A 15,186-nucleotide genomic window follows, 5' to 3' on the forward strand; every position below is an offset into this window, starting at 1 on the left:
TACCATGTGGGTAGACTGAATCCAAAAAGGTGGGCACTTCGAAAAGAAAATGAGAAAAGATGAGAAAACTAGCGCAGGGGCACTTTCACGAGTGTGGGTGTATTCCGCAAACGATATTTCAACGCAAACTCTTTTGGAGTAAGAGTTTCCATTCCCTGATCCGTCAAAACGACAGCCATTAATTCTGAATCATCCAGATCAGATACACGGTAATCGCCCGTGGTACTCACTATCAAAAGTTGGTTTTTTTCTACCACAATGGTAGTTTGCAAGCCCGCTACTGGTGCAGTGGTCCAGACACGAATTGAACGGTCCAGACATGAGGAAATGATCGTTTTCCCATCCACTGACCAGGCGACATCCTGAATTGGGGCATTCGTGGGCAGATCTATGGCAAGTCGGGCACCCTGTACATCCCAAACATTCAGGCGATGCTTCGCCCGGCCTGCTGCAATCTGTGTCCCTGTTGGATTGAAGGCCACAGCATTCACAGCGGGTGGTCGGCCCCCATCATCGAGGCTCTTTTCAATTGCCCCACGTGGGATGTTCCACAACCGCAGACGAAAATCGTCGCAACCTGTTGCCAGCATTCCATTTGCGGCGAATTCCATCGAATTTATTCCATTCATTGCTTCCAGAGTTTTCAGGGATTTTCCTGCCGCTACATTCCAGATCAGCACATTCCCACTGGAACCACCACTGGCAAGAATACCGCCTTTACCCCAAGCCAGAGCGGTGATGGGCTGAATGTGACCTGTGAGAACTGTGGGGGTTGATTTTTTTGCAGGGTAAATTCGCACCTGTCGGTCTGCACTTCCAGTAGCAATGCGGCCATCTGGCGAAAATGCCACTGAAGTGACGCGATCTGAATGATCTTTCAGCACCAACAACTCTGTGCCTTTCTGGTAATCCCATACACGGGCGGTTTTGTCATTCGAGCCAGTTACCAGCGTTTTGGTGGGCATGTGCCAATCAACACAAGTCACGGCAGCGGTGTGTCCAGGCAATTCAAAAAGAGTTTTACCAGTCATCGGATCACACAATTTTGGAGTATTGGTGCCCAGATCACTAATGATGGGGAACCCCGGCTTCCACGAGGCCTTTGGAGTACTACCCACGGGGTGCGACGTTGCCAGTGCAGTTACGGCTCCGGTAGCGGGGGAAAAATTGGTATAGTTACCGGCAACCCACTCATCCGTACCACGCACATGCTCCATGGCGTAAACCGTGGCTGGGAAGTTGGCTCCTTTCACAAATTTTTCATCACCTTTCCACAGTTGTACGGTCGTGATGTCAGAAGTGATCAAATCACCATTTTTTAACCAGACCAGGCACTCTGCGGCGGCGGGCAACTTTTGCATTTCCACATATTGGGCTTCGGTACTAATTTCAGGAATTTGGAAAATCGAGATGCTTTTGGTGCCACCCACAGCAAATTTTTTGCCATCGGGAGACAATGCAATCGCCCTGCCAGCTACCGCCTCAATTTCCAGGGTTTGAAAATTTTTGCCGGTCGTTGCGTCAAATAGTGCTACCCCACCCGGACAGGGAATCATCAGCACTTTGCCATCAGGCGAATAAATGGGATCGCTATAATCGGTTCCCAATTCATCGGTGCGAATCTGTTCGCCTTTCATCAGGTCCCAATAAGTGATGAATCCGCTGGAACCACCACCTGTCACGAGCATTTTGCCTTCAGGATGCCAGGTAACGTGGGTCACATAACCTTTGTGTTTCCGTAAAATCTTTAGTGGAAGACCAGTTTCCCGATCCCATAAGCGGGCAGTGCCATCGTGTGTACCCGCCGAGGCCAGAGTTTGTCCATCTGGCGACCAGGCTAGATCCCGCACATAGCTGTTGTGGCCAACCAGAATTTTGACAAATTTGCCCGTATCGCGCTCCCACAGCCGGATCATGCCGTCGTAGCCACCTGTAGCAACGATTTTTCCATCAGGAGATACTGCCAGACACAGTACTGCCCAGCGGTGGTATTTTGTTTCCCACGTCCAGGAACGCCCGGTTGGCAATCGTTTTGGTTGCAGCACCAGGGTGCGGTCACTAAGGGGCATACCAGCGCTAATTTTCAACGAATCCCCAGGAATCATCACTCTTGGTGGCAATTCTGGAGCCTGGGCGAAGATGAAACAGGGAGTTAACAGAAAAAATGAAAACGATATGAGACGCACCATGAACACCACCGTTTCGATTGCCTGGTTCGATTTCTAAGGCGAAATTTTGATAGGTTAACATACAGTACTGTGAAAATTCCAATTTATCCAGCAAAATTTTGGGAGTTGATGATGCGATTCCTCTCCGCAATCATTTTTCTACTGCCCACGGTTATTTGTGCCCAATCATCGGAAGGCAATCCCGCAGTGGAATTGCAGGTCAAATGGGTGAACCAGTTGCCTTGGAAAACTGTCATATCCATTGATAAGGCTACTGGCAGGAATTGGGATGAAAAATTGAAATCTTCGCAAGCATTGCTGGCAAAAAAAGGTGGGGGAATCATTTATTTTCCTGCTGGAACCTACGAATTTAGTGATTCAATATTTTTGGAAGATGGCATTATCCTGCGTGGCGATCCTGGCGACAGTTCTGATCCGAAAGAGGATCGATTTACTCCAAAAACACGATTTGAATTTCCGAAATTTCGATTTTCGGCAGAAGGAAACGGAACTTCTCGCGAAACAGCTTTCAAAGCGATTTCTTTGGCAGATCCTGCCACCGCGAGTAACTGTGGGATCGTTTCGATCTGTTTGAATCGAGCCCACATTGATTTTGAGAGTGGTCCAGAATACAAAGCAGGAAAAAATCGCCTGGTATTTGGGTGTGAACTTCGAAACACGGCGACTGCTGATCCCGCAGTACCGAATCGCGATGTGGGGCAACAACCCTGGCAGATTTTTACCCAGAGGCACACCCCTGCGATTCGGGTCAATGTGCAGGAAAACTCCCTTGTTGCGAATAATCGTATCCCCAAGTCGGGTCAGGACAATTTTCTACAGAAAAATTATGTGCTGGTGCGAGGTGGAAAGACCAAAGAAAAAACAACGGTGGAAGAAGGTGTCGAATTTGATTACGACAACAGACCTGGCATTTACTGCAACGATTATGGCTTAGGTGCTGCTGGTGGGCAATATCCCGATGGAAGCCCAACAGCACAACCACATGGTTTTCGAAAAGGGATCATCATCCGTAATAACTTTATCTTCGCCACAGGTAGATGTGCGATTTCATTCACTGGGGATGGAACGATCTGCTCCCACAATACAATTCGTTTTCAAAAAGATGTCTGGCGGCCTACGAACACTGGAATACAACTGACGACCGGAGCATCCACCAACGATAACCGGGCCGTGCAGATGCGTGGCTATCGATGGGTGGTGGAAAACAACGACTACGAAGTGTACCGCAACCTCTGTTATGATCGCAAGTATTACATTAATGACGGTGAAGGGTTGATGCACGAGGACCATGTGAATTCCACTGTACTGGATAGCAAATTACTGAATAATCGTGGGAATACCTATATTTCGATTTACCACACAGGTGGGATTAACGGTCTGGAAATTCGTGGAAATCAGATCCGCACCGCTGGCGGCATTAGTGCAATCTACGTGGTCGCAAACAAACAACGTGATACGAAAAAACATGAATGCAGGAATGTGACCGTTATCGACAATATCACAAGTGGTAGTGGGATCACAATCACCGGAGATCCATCCAGCAACAATCTGATTCGAAACAATCGGCATGAAGGTGCTGGTGGCACGATTCTGAACCGTGCAAATGCCCGCTTAGAAAACAACAGGAACTATCAGGTCAAGGAATAATGGCAAAAAAGAAAGTTCGAGTTGAATTCCGCAAAAACAGGTCGAAGCCCCCACGCAGCAATACCTGGACAAGCGAATTCCGCGAACATGGCTACGAAGAACAGGCGACATTGGGAGATGAACGAGTACGTGCCCGTGGCGATCTTTCCCGTGCCAGAACAATCATAACCGATGATGCCCCAGCAGAACCTGGCAACTCTCCCACTGATCAGATGCCAAGTGTGACTACAACTGACCTACTCTTCGGGCGAGTGATTAAGGTGCTTGGCCTTCACAATGTCGTAGAAACGGCCTCTGGTGAACAATACAAGTGTGCGATTCGGCGATTATTAAAAAATCTTCACACTTCGGAACGCAGCGTGGTCACCACGGGTGATCTGGTTTGGTTCAAACCGGAAGCCAATTTTGAAGGGATGATTATGCGTGTCGAGCCTCGACACGGTAATCTGACGCGTGCATCTCGAAAAAAAGAACATGTTCTGGTGGCGAATGTTGATCAGGTGGTGATCGTTGTTTCGCTGGTGGAACCAGAATTAAAGCCCCACCTGATTGATCGCTATATTGCTGTGGCAATGAAGGGGGATCTTAAGCCGATTATCTGTTTAAACAAAGCAGATCTGGTAGAACACGGGAATTTGCAACCATTGATCGGGTATTACAACCAGATTGGCATTCCCACGCTGCTAACTTCTGCTTCAAGTGGTTACGGTATCAGCAACTTACGTGAATTACTTGCAGGAAAAGCCAGTGTCTTTTCGGGCCAAAGCGGTGTGGGCAAATCCTCGCTGTTGAATGCGGTACAACCGGGCCTCAGCCTGCGGGTGCGCAATGTCAGTGAAGTCAACAACAAAGGTCGCCATACCACGACAACAGCAGAACTGATTCGGCTGGAAGGTGGCGGGTACCTAGTGGATACCCCAGGTGTCCGGCAATTGGAATTGTGGGATACCATTCCTGAAGAAGTGGAGATGTATTTTGTGGAATTTCGTCCGTTTATCACGATGTGTGCGTACCCGGATTGCTCCCACACTCACGAATCGAAATGTGCCGTAAAGCAGGCCGTAGAACGCCGACTCATCAGTGCGCGGCGATACCACAGTTATCTTGGCATGATAAAAACAGACAAACGAAATTAGTGACCAGAATCACCCGCGTTATCAAATACACTCGGTACAGAAAAAAAGTCACCAGTACGTGCGGGAGAATTCATCAACGCCTCTTCTACTGGAATTGAACCCGCAGGTTCATCTTCGCGGAAGATATTGGCAATTGGCAGTGGGTGGGCCAATGGTTCAACATTCGACGTATCAAGCTGATCCAACTGTTGAACATAATCCAGAATCGACGTCAGTTGTTCTGCCATAACGGCAAGATCCTGTTCCGATAACTCCAGTCTGGCGAGATTGGCGATTTTTCGGACATCGTCGATTTGCATTTGAAATTACCTGAAGATCGGAAAAATGATCAAACCTGGGCAGCGCTGAATGGTTTCCGTTTGACTGGCTTCACAACCAGACCACTGCGAATGGCATTGGCAGACACCCACACGCGAACAACTTTGCCATCGATCACCGCACGGACGCGCTGAAGATTAGGCTTGAATTTACGGCGGGAAGTACCGGTAATTTTCTTACCAACCCCGCCTAAATATTTCGCTTTACCACGATAAGTCTTCTGGTTACCGAACGATACCTTTCTTCCGGTAAAGGCACACTGCTTGCTCATTGCATACCCCATCAACAGCAATCGATGCTGAAAAATCAATCAAAATTTAAGCAAATCCATAAACAGTATTTATAATTCCAGCTACCACAGGTGGCTATAGAGTCATGAGAAAATTGAGCACAAATTCAGGATTTTTGCCCAAAATTACGCTGTTCTGATCTGGAAAGCTCCATTATTGCTTCACTCAATGGCTTCAAAAAATGAAAACCCGATTAAAACAGTGCTTCAATGGGCTTCCCGTAAGGTAACACTGGAACTGGACGTCCGTTGTTCATGTATTCTGCATGGGTATCGATCCCCAAGTGCTGATACACTGTCGCAAGCACGTCCTGGGGTGTCACAGGCATTAACTTTGGGAAAGCTCCTTTCGCATCCGATGCACCAATGACATTCCCCCCCTTAATGCCGCCACCAGCAATCGCAGCACTGAAGACATTCGGATAATGGTCACGGCCAGCATTCGCGTTCACTCGTGGGGTGCGGCCAAATTCGCCCCACGCCAGCACCATGGTGCGGTCCAGCAATCCGCGAGCTTCCAAATCGTCCATCAATGCGGTGAATGCGATATCCCACCGCTCCAGAAAGCCCAATTTGAGCGATTCAAAGCCCTTGACGTGGGTATCCCACCAGCGAAGATCAACGGTAACCAACGGAATTCCCGCCTCAACTAACCTGCGGGCCAGCAGAATTCGCTGGCTCCAGGCAGGACAACCGCACCGATCGCTTGCTTTGGGGTCAAAAGCAGGTAGCCAGCCGTATTTTTCACGCACAGCTGGAGGCTCCTGATCCAGGTCAAACGCATCGCGAGCAGTATTAGAGCCAAGGATTTCCCATGCTTGTCGGTGGTAACGGTCCTGAGCTGCCCACTGCCCCGATTGATCCATGTTGCGCTGGATTTGATCAAAAGAACCGAGAAGATACTTACGGTCACCCAAGTGTTCGAGCGTCAATCCTGCTGGCAGTGAAAAGTTGGGGATTTCGAATTTTCCAGGATTAGCTGGGTCAGCACGGGTTTCAAACGGTTTATGGGCAACTCCCAGATAGGCAGAGCTGGTTCCTGGCACCATCCGTGGGATCATAACATAGGAAGGCAGTGTGGCATCCCTCTCGCCCAACTGTCGCGAAACGATCGAACCGATGCTGGGGTGAACATTTTCGTCGGCATTTGGTCCGGGTGGATATCCGGTGAAGCAGATTTGATCTGCCGCTGAATGCCCCGCGTCTTTATGGTAGAGACTGCGGATGATGGCCCACTTCGACATCATTTTTGCAGATCGGGGCAATAGATCGCACAATTGGACCCCGGGTACACTGGTGCTGGTAACACCAAACTCACCGCGATAATCTTCGGGTGCGTCTGGTTTGGGGTCCCACATGTCAATGTGGCTTGGCCCACCTCGCATCCAGAGGATGATGACTGAATTGTGCTTTTTGGGCGATGTGGGAGCTGCCTGTGCCCGAAACTGCAACAATTCTGCGAGACTCAGACCACAAGTACCAAGGATGCCTGCACGGACAAAACTGCGACGGTCAGGTGGGATAGACAACATGGAATTGGCGGAATTCAACAACATGGAACCCTGCGGATGGTATGATAGTTGATGAACACTATCACACATCAGGGCAATTATGCAACTAAAATTTTAAGCCAGAATACCTTACAGGGGACGATTCTCAGCGAATCCAGAATTCAATCGGCATCTGCTGTAAACGACGCAAGTGCTTTTTCAGCCTGCGGTTACGTAAAAAACGAACAGCGACAAACAGGGCAATGCTGGTAGCAAGCACCATCCCCATCATACCAGGAAACATCAGAAAACTCCTATGGAATCAGTACATCTGTTATTATTGCAACGCACCATTAATAATGTGTGAGATGAAGATAATTGCAGAAAGGTTCGGCGAAACGAATTATATAACAAATCAGTTACATACAAACCGTGTTATAAATCCACAGCATCAATTTTTCAATGAGTTGTACAACGCCGCGCTGGGGCATTAGAATAAAGTGAAGAGGTGGGAGTAACGACCATGTTAAAGTGCAAGTACTGCACCAAAATAGCGAAAATGCACATCACGGAAATCCCTAGTGGGGGTGGCGAATATTACGATATTCACTTATGCCCCGAGTGCGCAGACACCTATTTGTTAAAGACATCGCAATTTTCAGAGTCGCGTGATCCCATGGAAGAATCGGATGCCCACTGTTCGACCTGCGGTATGACGTTTCTTGAATTTCGTAACACTGGTCGACTTGGGTGCCCACATGACTACCAGGTATTTCGGGAAGAACTGCTGCCACTACTGGAAAGCATCCATGTGGCAGCCATTCCCAGACACGTGGGGAAAAAACCGCGTCGTTTACCGAATATTGTGAATAAACGCAACCAGCTTGATCGATTAAAACGAGAATTGCAAGTTGCAGTCAGTGATGAAGCGTATGAAACGGCGGCCAAATTACGCGATCAGATTCGTGCCATTGAAACCGAGTAACCCCGATCCTGGACTTTTTTGTCATGAAGTGCGATTATTGCTCGAACAATGCCACCGTCTTAATCACGGAAATCGTGAAAAAAGTAAAGCACGAAGTTCATTTGTGCGATGCCTGTGCCCGGAAAAAAAAATTGTTAAATGATCAGACTCCCGATGTGCTGCAAGTGCCTGGTTTGGTGAACTTTTTGTTTGGAACTTCACCCAGCATTGCACAACCGCTGGCTGCTGCTGAATCCTGCCCCGATTGTGGGATCGATTTTCACGATTTTCGAACCACCGGCAGATTTGGCTGCCCGAATGACTACGACTATTTTCGCCCACTTATTTTCCCATTATTAGAAAAAATTCATAATAATGCCAAACAGCACATTGGTAAAATCCCCAAACGCCAACAGGCACGCCTGCTTCATTCGAAACGCGCGGAATTAAAGGCACAGTTGGTGACAGCTGTGCGTGAAGAACGCTATGAAGATGCCGCTGTGATTCGAGATCAATTACGTGCGATTGAGGGACACCATGATTCTGAATGAACTTCCGAGCCGTTTGGGTGAATGGCTCCGTGGCACTGGTGCGGACGCCGATGTGGTGATATCGACACGAATTCGGCTCGCACGTAACATCGCAGGCTTGCCTTTTATTACTCGCCTGAACACTACTCAGAAAGCCGAGGTAGAAACCAGGATTACGAATCTGATTGCCAACCTGGGTAGTGATTTTCCGCTGCATTATGTGCCAGTGCATTTGCTGGATGAGCTTGACCGCCAATTACTGGTGGAGCGACAACTGATCAGTCGGGAATTAGCGAATGTCATCGAAGGCCCACGTGGGGTGGCATTTGATGATCGGGAATCGATCAGCTTGATGATCAACGAAGAAGATCAATTGCGGATTCAGTCGATTCGCAGTGGCTTCGATCTGGAAACTGCATGGAATCAGATCGATCGGCTGGATGATGAAATTGAATCACGGATTGAGTATGCCTTTTCTGAAGAATTTGGCTACCTGACAGCCTGCCCCACCAATGTGGGTACGGGAATGCGTGCGAGCGTCATGCTGCACCTTCCAGCTCTGACGATGACCAAGCAGATTGAAATGGCCTTCAAGGCACTGCAACGCATTAATCTGGTAGTACGTGGCTTATACGGAGAGGGGAGCCATGCCCTGGGGGATCTTTTTCAGATTTCGAACCAGGTTACCCTGGGCGTGAGTGAGCTGGCCTGCCTGAACGACATCCGCACGGTAATTTTCGAAGTAATCAAGTACGAACGGATGGCACGGAACACGCTGGTTCGTGAAGCAAGGCAAATGCTGATCGACAAGATTGCTCGCGCGTTGGGAACCCTGCAATCAGCTACCATGATGGAATCTCAGGAAACTCTGGAATTGCTTTCTGCGGTGCGGCTTGGTGTGCAATTGCAGTTAATCAGCGATTTTTCGGTAGGCAACATTAACCTTATTTTTCAACAAACTCAATCGGCCCATTTACAAAAGCTCCGTGGGTCGTTGCTGGAAGGGGAAGCCCGCAATTTTGAACGAGCAACATTTGTCCGAAAGAAATTGAAAGACGTTCGGATTACTGCCTCGTGAAACGAACCATCTTATTCATTCCGTATCGCTGGCACGCATCTGCTTACTTCATCCTGATAATTTTGTGGACTGTTGCCCTGCTGAGCACAATCCCAACCAGGCAATCCCAGGGGTGGGATTGGACACCGGATGCACGCTTTTATTTCAGTAAACTGGTCCATGTTTGCGCATATCTCGTGTTGACCATTCTTGGCTTGACACTATTTACACCAAACAAATCCCAGCTACTTCTCCTATTGTTTCTGTGCTGTCATGGTGCAGTAACAGAATACTTCCAGCAATTTACCGGGCGAACAGGTTCAGTACGCGATGTTTTTCTGGATTATCTGGGAATCATAACAGGTTATTTATTAACGCCCCTGTTTATACGGTATTGGCACACATTGTTTCAATCGTCTCAAGCGGCACAGAAACCCTGAAATGGCCAGTATTTCCTTGCCACAAGTATTTGGCATCCCGCCGGAAGAGTGGGAACCCAACTACTATCGCCTACTTGGCCTTCAGGTAGGAGAGCCAGACTTACAAGCGATTGAAGATCGCGTCTTACATTTCATGGAAAAACTGCGTCAGTTTCAGTTGACGCACCCGGAAATGGCCACTTCCGGAATGAATCTGTTAGCAACTGCGATCGACTGTCTGACAGATCCCAGTAAACGGGACGATTATCATGCGAAAATTGGTCTGAAAATTATAGTTGAGGCGATCCCGTACCAATCGATAGCCGATTTGCCGCAAATTCCAGCACTGGATACTCCTACAGACAGCGAAGTGGTGTTGGTTGAAGAAAACTGGGAAGTAGAACAGGACGATGAAGATTCGATTTTAGATTTGCCTCCATTTTCGAAAGCAGATGATATTCTGATTCCACTGGAACCTGCTGTCAGAATCTCCGACCAGCCGAAAACCAGTGAACAGCCAAAGAAAGCACCCACCGTACAAGTATTTAAGTCCACCCGCAAACAGAAGCGGATTACTGAAACAAGAACTAATCATCGGTACAGGCGCAAAGTAGCACTACGGCGGGCATTGCAACTCTGGAACCGATTGTGGGATCATTTTAACGTTCAGACAAGCATTAACTTAGAATCACCTGGTAAAACGATCTCATTCGCTGCTGCACTCGAGTCGATTTCTGCCAATCGGGATAGGTTGTTCGAATTACTTCCCACAAACCTGGGGAGAATTGTGCTGGGGCTTGCCGCACAGACAAATCCGCTGGAAGTAATTAAGTCATTTCAGGATAAGCAGTTAGAATCGCTGATCGTGGACTATCATGGTGCGTACTATTGGCTTGAAAACCAGTTCAAACAGGAAAAATTAAGGCTTCATGAGAAAACCAACACCGGGTTATATATCAGACTATTAATATTCGTGCGGACCCACATCCAACGGATTTTGGTCGCCGGTTGGCTCGTTTTTGTGTTTTTTTGCATCTTGTTAGCCATGTATCGTTCCGGATAACCTCCCACGTGGGGAATTGCTCTGTATCCTGATCAACATTACTCGAATGGATCAGGAAGTAGCATGGCATCAGACAAATTGGACATGGATAAGATTGTTTCCTTGTGCCGCAGGCGGGGTTTCATTTTTCAATCCAGTGAGATTTACGGTGGGATCAACGGTTTCTGGGATTATGGCCCACTCGGCGTCGAACTGAAAAAAAATATCAAGCGGTGCTGGTGGCAGGATATGGTTCAGAATCCCCCACCAGGTCCTGACGGGGAAGAGATCAGCATGGTGGGCCTGGATTGTTCCATCGTGATGAATCCCAAAGTGTGGGAAGCCAGCGGCCACGTGGGTGGATTTTCAGATCCCATGGTCGATTGCAAAGTTTCTAAAAAACGCTACCGTGCAGACCAACTCAATGTGGTTTCGGGTGGGATTCCTTTATCTTTTGCATTTGCAAAAGGTGATGAAGCCGCCCAGAAAGCAGCCACGAAAAAACTGGATAAAGCCACCCGCAGTGCTGGCCAGAAACCCGCCGAACCTGTTGTTACAGAATTGTTACAAAAAATCGGTCCCGTACAGGATATGAGTGCAATTGTGGGGCCCGACGTTGATGAACCAGGCACGCTGACCACCCCACGTGCGTTCAATCTGATGTTCCAGACTTACGTGGGTGCAATTCAGGACGATGCCAATATTGCTTATCTTCGACCAGAAACCGCCCAGGGGATCTTTGCCAATTTCCGGAATGTGCTGGATAGTTCGCGGGTCAAATTACCTTTTGGAATTGCCCAGATAGGGAAAGCGTTCCGAAACGAAATCAACCCACGCAACTACACGTTTCGCAGCCGGGAATTCGAGCAGATGGAAATTGAATTCTTCTGCAAGCCAGCAGATTCGATGAAATGGTATGAATATTGGTGCAATGTTCGCAAAAACTGGTATAGTTCGCTAGGTATCCGGTCAGAACGTTTACGTCCCCGCCAGCAGGACAAAGATGAACTGGCGTTTTACTCGATTGGCACCACCGATATCGAATATCTATTTCCATTTTCACCTGATACACAGGAACTGGAAGGGGTGGCCCACCGTGGTGCGTACGACCTGACGCAACATATGAAGCACAGTTCCAAGGACCTGACCTATTTCGACGAGGATGCCTGGACTGCCAATGCCCACACCAGAACGACAAACTCGTTTAAAGAATGGCTAAAATTGAACCCCGCGCCGGAAGCGATTGAACAGTATCAGTTTATTCCCCACGTGATTGAACCATCGGCGGGTGCCGATCGCTTCACACTTGCAGTCATTTGCGAAGCCTATACCGAAGATAAAGTGCCCGATGCCAAAGGAAATCTGGAAGAACGATTATTGATGAAATTTCACCCAAGGCTGGCACCAGTGAAAGCTGCGATCCTGCCATTGGTGAAAAAAGATGGTATGCCAGAAAAAGCGATGGCACTCTATCGTGAATTGAAAAAACATTACGTAGTGGAATATGATGACGGTGGTGCCGTGGGTCGACGTTATCGACGACAGGATGAAATTGGGACCCCGTTCTGTATTACTATCGACGGGGACACCATTGCCGATGATACGGTGACCATTCGGGAACGGGATACGACCCAACAGCGAAGAATTCCGATGTCGGAAGTACTTTCTGAAATCAGAACCCACTGTGATTAGCACACCGGGTTACTTTGTCGCTTTCACGGTAGGTGGCAGCAGCAGGGTGGCCGGGTTTTCTAATGCATTTTTCACATGATTGCCAAACATTGCCCCCACCGCACCATCAATCAGGCGGTGGTCGAACGTAAACGATAAATAAACCAGATCGGCAGGCTGGATTTCGTTCCTTTCGTTGTAAACAGGTCGTCGAACCGTTTTACCAATCCCCATAATACCTGCTTCGGGATAATTGATGATTGGCGTTGAAATCAACCCACCGATATTGCCAATCGATGTGATCGTGAATGTTCCGCCGAGCAATTCTTCTCTTTTCACCTGGCCGGTGCGACAAGCCATCGCCAATCGTTCAATTTCTCTGGCGATAGCAAACAGATCCAGATGGTCTGCAGTGCGAATGACGGGCACCATCAGCCCATTGGGTGTGGCAACTGCAATCCCCACGTTGCGTTCTGCGTGGTAGACGATTTCCTGCTTTTCATCATCGATTGAGCTGTTGACGATTGGCAGATCGCGTAATGCCAACGCCACCGCACGCACCATGAACGGCAAATAAGTGAGCTTGATTCCCATCCGTGCGGAGGACTGCTTGAGGGAATGGCGAATCTGCACAAGCTGGGTAATATCGCACTCGTCAATGTAGGCATAGAACGGGATGCGTTGCTGCGATTCACTGAGGTGCTTCGCAATTGTTTTCCGCATTGGGGGCATTTTCGCTCGTGTGCCAGCTACACCAAAATCATGGACAGGAATCGTTTTCCTGGGTCGATCGGCGGTGCTACTGGATTTGCTTGCTGACTTTTCCAAGTAGGGTGCCAGATCTTCCAGCAAAATTCTGCCTGCAGGCCCACTGCCAGGCACAGTTGCCAGATCAATGCCTAATTTTCGCGCAAGATAGCGTACAGATGGGGCAGCGACTGGGAGTTCTCTAGTTGTTAGTACCGTCGAAACACCCGTAACGGGCGGCTTGGCCGTCGTCTTCGAAGACCTTGCGCCTAATTCTTGTGCATTACCTGCACGGGAACCAAGCTCACCTTTCTGTGACTGAGCGTTGTTTCCTTTGGAAGTGGGGTCATACGAAAGAATCGTTTCCCCCACCTTGACCTTCGAACCAGGCTCCCGCAGGATTTGACTGATGGTGCCTGCAAAAGGCGAAGGCACTTCCATCGTGGCTTTGTCGGTCATCACTTCCAGCAAGGTATCCCCACGCCGGATTGTGTCGCCTGGTGCCACCATCCACTGAACAAGATCTGCCTCGTAGACACCTTCGCCAAGTTCGGGCAACTGAAAATCCATCGTACTCTCCCACGTGAATGAGGTGGTTAAACAGGTTCGTTGGCAAGTTCAATCATCTGAGTCAGAATATGGTTGAACTGTGGCACTGTGTTTGTTTCGTAAGTTTGATTTAAGCCTATCCCCGGCAGGTGTTTGCCCTGCAGAATCCGTGGGCGGGCCAGTAATTCATAAAAAAGCTCTTCAACTGTGCGTCGCAACAGATGTTCGCCGAAGTTGGCCACATCAGTGTCTTCATTCACAAACAGCACCCGGCCTGTTTTTTGAATGCTTTTGGCAACAGTGGGCCAATCGTACGGGAAGATACTGCGCAAATCGATTACATCGTATTGCACTCCCTGACTCTTTAATTGATCAGCCGCCTGCACACACAAGGGGAGAGTTCGGCCATAACTAACCACTGTTGCATCGTTTCCTTCACGCACCACAGTAGCGGATCCCAGGGGCACAGTATACCTTTCCACTGGCGGCCAATCAGGTTGCCATTGTGTCCGATCCCCAAGTGGTGCATCGATTTTTTTGCTTAATTCAGCAGCATCTGCTGGTTCACCCGGGATCAGTTGATCCCCACGCACACGTAACAGCGCCTTTGGCAATAATACCATCACCGGATTGGGATCAATGATTGCAGATAGCATCAAGCCATAAGCATCCAGGGCATTGCTGGGCATCACCACTTTCCAGCCAGCCAATCGTGCAGCCCAACTTTCAAAGGAATGGGAGTGGTAGATACTGCCACGAATGCCAGAACCGGTGGGTGTCATCATCACGATTGGCATTTCAAAGGCGCCCGCACTGCCCCAGCGCTGGTTGCCTGCAATTTTTAATAAATCAATGATATTAAAGGCATAATCGCAGAATTGAATCTCGAAAACTGGCTTGCCGCCAGCGTAAGCAATGCCCATCGCGGTGCCAACAATGCCACGCTCATCGAGTGGGGAATTCCATGCTGTTTTCAGCCCCTGTGTCGCGGTAAACACACCACCTAATGGTGGGCCAACATCTTCGCCAAAAATATCGGTGATCCCTAAATTGGTTTCGCCGTAATGCAAGGCAAGTCGTACTGCCTGGATCAGTGTTGCCATATCGAATTACCCCCACCTCGCATTGTTCTGGACCT

The 15,186-nt window shown here is 48.8% G+C and carries 14 protein-coding genes; 7 read left to right on the top strand and 7 right to left on the bottom strand.

All coding sequences use genetic code 11. The features are described 5' to 3' along the window. Positions 1–68: 68 nt before the first annotated feature. Positions 69–2,189, bottom strand: a complete 2,121-nt coding sequence (locus R3B84_07410) for a WD40 repeat domain-containing protein (GenBank protein MEZ6140383.1) — start codon at positions 2,187–2,189, stop codon at positions 69–71. 108 nt (positions 2,190–2,297) lie between these two features. On the opposite strand from R3B84_07410, the gene R3B84_07415 reads away from it, so the two are divergent. Together R3B84_07415 and rsgA are read left to right on the top strand one after the other, a co-directional pair. Then, on the top strand, positions 2,298–3,836 hold the full coding sequence (locus tag R3B84_07415) for a hypothetical protein (protein MEZ6140384.1): 1,539 nt from the start codon (positions 2,298–2,300) through the stop codon (positions 3,834–3,836). Continuing rightward, positions 3,836–4,972 carry a ribosome small subunit-dependent GTPase A gene (gene rsgA / locus R3B84_07420; GenBank protein MEZ6140385.1) on the top strand — a complete coding sequence of 379 codons (1,137 nt, stop codon included), beginning with the start codon at positions 3,836–3,838 and terminating at the stop codon, positions 4,970–4,972. The genes R3B84_07415 and rsgA overlap by 1 nt, the downstream gene beginning before the upstream one ends. Here the strand turns inward: rsgA and gatC are convergent. The 4 genes from gatC to R3B84_07440 all read right to left on the bottom strand — a co-directional run bounded on the left by gatC (position 4,969) and on the right by R3B84_07440 (position 7,373). Beyond that, positions 4,969–5,271, bottom strand: a complete 303-nt coding sequence (gene gatC, locus R3B84_07425; protein ID MEZ6140386.1) for an Asp-tRNA(Asn)/Glu-tRNA(Gln) amidotransferase subunit GatC — start codon at positions 5,269–5,271, stop codon at positions 4,969–4,971. The two genes, rsgA and gatC, sit on opposite strands and share 4 nt — an antisense overlap. Before the next feature lie 29 nt (positions 5,272–5,300). Then, the gene (gene rpmB, locus R3B84_07430; GenBank protein ID MEZ6140387.1) at positions 5,301–5,561 is read right to left on the bottom strand and encodes a 50S ribosomal protein L28; all 261 of its coding nucleotides are present in this window, start codon (positions 5,559–5,561) and stop codon (positions 5,301–5,303) included. Between the two features lie 212 nt (positions 5,562–5,773). Beyond that, positions 5,774–7,135, bottom strand: coding sequence for a DUF1501 domain-containing protein (locus R3B84_07435; GenBank protein MEZ6140388.1), 1,362 nt, complete (start codon positions 7,133–7,135; stop codon positions 5,774–5,776). Positions 7,136–7,235: 100 nt separating this feature from the next. Next, positions 7,236–7,373 (bottom strand): hypothetical protein, encoded by a 138-nt coding sequence (locus R3B84_07440; GenBank protein ID MEZ6140389.1) that lies wholly within the window; start codon positions 7,371–7,373, stop codon positions 7,236–7,238. A 219-nt stretch (positions 7,374–7,592) separates the two neighbouring features. Between R3B84_07440 and R3B84_07445 the strand changes: the two genes are divergently transcribed. The 5 genes from R3B84_07445 to R3B84_07465 all read left to right on the top strand — a co-directional run bounded on the left by R3B84_07445 (position 7,593) and on the right by R3B84_07465 (position 12,773). Further along, positions 7,593–8,054, top strand: coding sequence for a UvrB/UvrC motif-containing protein (locus R3B84_07445; protein ID MEZ6140390.1), 462 nt, complete (start codon positions 7,593–7,595; stop codon positions 8,052–8,054). Positions 8,055–8,077: 23 nt separating this feature from the next. Next, positions 8,078–8,584, top strand: coding sequence for a UvrB/UvrC motif-containing protein (locus R3B84_07450; GenBank protein MEZ6140391.1), 507 nt, complete (start codon positions 8,078–8,080; stop codon positions 8,582–8,584). Further along, positions 8,571–9,641: a protein arginine kinase gene (locus R3B84_07455; protein ID MEZ6140392.1), complete on the top strand. Its 1,071-nt coding sequence runs from the start codon at positions 8,571–8,573 to the stop codon at positions 9,639–9,641. The genes R3B84_07450 and R3B84_07455 overlap by 14 nt, the downstream gene beginning before the upstream one ends. Before the next feature lie 420 nt (positions 9,642–10,061). Further along, complete coding sequence (locus R3B84_07460) at positions 10,062–11,102, top strand: hypothetical protein (GenBank protein MEZ6140393.1); 1,041 nt, start codon at positions 10,062–10,064, stop codon at positions 11,100–11,102. A gap of 63 nt (positions 11,103–11,165) precedes the next feature. Then, the gene (locus R3B84_07465; GenBank protein ID MEZ6140394.1) at positions 11,166–12,773 is read left to right on the top strand and encodes a glycine--tRNA ligase; all 1,608 of its coding nucleotides are present in this window, start codon (positions 11,166–11,168) and stop codon (positions 12,771–12,773) included. 9 nt (positions 12,774–12,782) lie between these two features. On the opposite strand, the gene R3B84_07470 is transcribed toward R3B84_07465, so the two are convergent. Together R3B84_07470 and R3B84_07475 are read right to left on the bottom strand one after the other, a co-directional pair. Next, positions 12,783–14,069, bottom strand: coding sequence for a dihydrolipoamide acetyltransferase family protein (locus R3B84_07470; protein ID MEZ6140395.1), 1,287 nt, complete (start codon positions 14,067–14,069; stop codon positions 12,783–12,785). A 26-nt stretch (positions 14,070–14,095) separates the two neighbouring features. Then, positions 14,096–15,151, bottom strand: a complete 1,056-nt coding sequence (locus R3B84_07475) for a transketolase C-terminal domain-containing protein (protein MEZ6140396.1) — start codon at positions 15,149–15,151, stop codon at positions 14,096–14,098. Positions 15,152–15,186: the final 35 nt, after the last annotated feature.

The organism is Zavarzinella sp., assembly GCA_041399155.1.
Taxonomy (GTDB): Bacteria; Planctomycetota; Planctomycetia; order Gemmatales; family Gemmataceae; genus JAWKTI01.

Bases quoted from the DNA above. Each gene is read 5' to 3' on its own strand.
- R3B84_07410 (MEZ6140383.1), bottom strand. From the start codon at position 2,189: ATGGTGCGTCTCATATCGTTTTCATTTTTTCTGTTAACTCCCTGTTTC.
- rsgA (MEZ6140385.1), top strand. From the start codon at position 3,836: ATGGCAAAAAAGAAAGTTCGAGTTGAATTCCGCAAAAACAGGTCGAAG.
- gatC (MEZ6140386.1), bottom strand. From the start codon at position 5,271: ATGCAAATCGACGATGTCCGAAAAATCGCCAATCTCGCCAGACTGGAG.
- R3B84_07440 (MEZ6140389.1), bottom strand. From the start codon at position 7,373: ATGTTTCCTGGTATGATGGGGATGGTGCTTGCTACCAGCATTGCCCTG.
- R3B84_07455 (MEZ6140392.1), top strand. From the start codon at position 8,571: ATGATTCTGAATGAACTTCCGAGCCGTTTGGGTGAATGGCTCCGTGGC.
- R3B84_07475 (MEZ6140396.1), bottom strand. From the start codon at position 15,151: ATGGCAACACTGATCCAGGCAGTACGACTTGCCTTGCATTACGGCGAA.
- R3B84_07460 (MEZ6140393.1), top strand. From the start codon at position 10,062: ATGGCCAGTATTTCCTTGCCACAAGTATTTGGCATCCCGCCGGAAGAG.
- R3B84_07445 (MEZ6140390.1), top strand. From the start codon at position 7,593: ATGTTAAAGTGCAAGTACTGCACCAAAATAGCGAAAATGCACATCACG.
- R3B84_07435 (MEZ6140388.1), bottom strand. From the start codon at position 7,135: ATGTTGTTGAATTCCGCCAATTCCATGTTGTCTATCCCACCTGACCGT.
- R3B84_07470 (MEZ6140395.1), bottom strand. From the start codon at position 14,069: ATGGATTTTCAGTTGCCCGAACTTGGCGAAGGTGTCTACGAGGCAGAT.
- R3B84_07450 (MEZ6140391.1), top strand. From the start codon at position 8,078: ATGAAGTGCGATTATTGCTCGAACAATGCCACCGTCTTAATCACGGAA.
- rpmB (MEZ6140387.1), bottom strand. From the start codon at position 5,561: ATGAGCAAGCAGTGTGCCTTTACCGGAAGAAAGGTATCGTTCGGTAAC.
- R3B84_07415 (MEZ6140384.1), top strand. From the start codon at position 2,298: ATGATGCGATTCCTCTCCGCAATCATTTTTCTACTGCCCACGGTTATT.
- R3B84_07465 (MEZ6140394.1), top strand. From the start codon at position 11,166: ATGGCATCAGACAAATTGGACATGGATAAGATTGTTTCCTTGTGCCGC.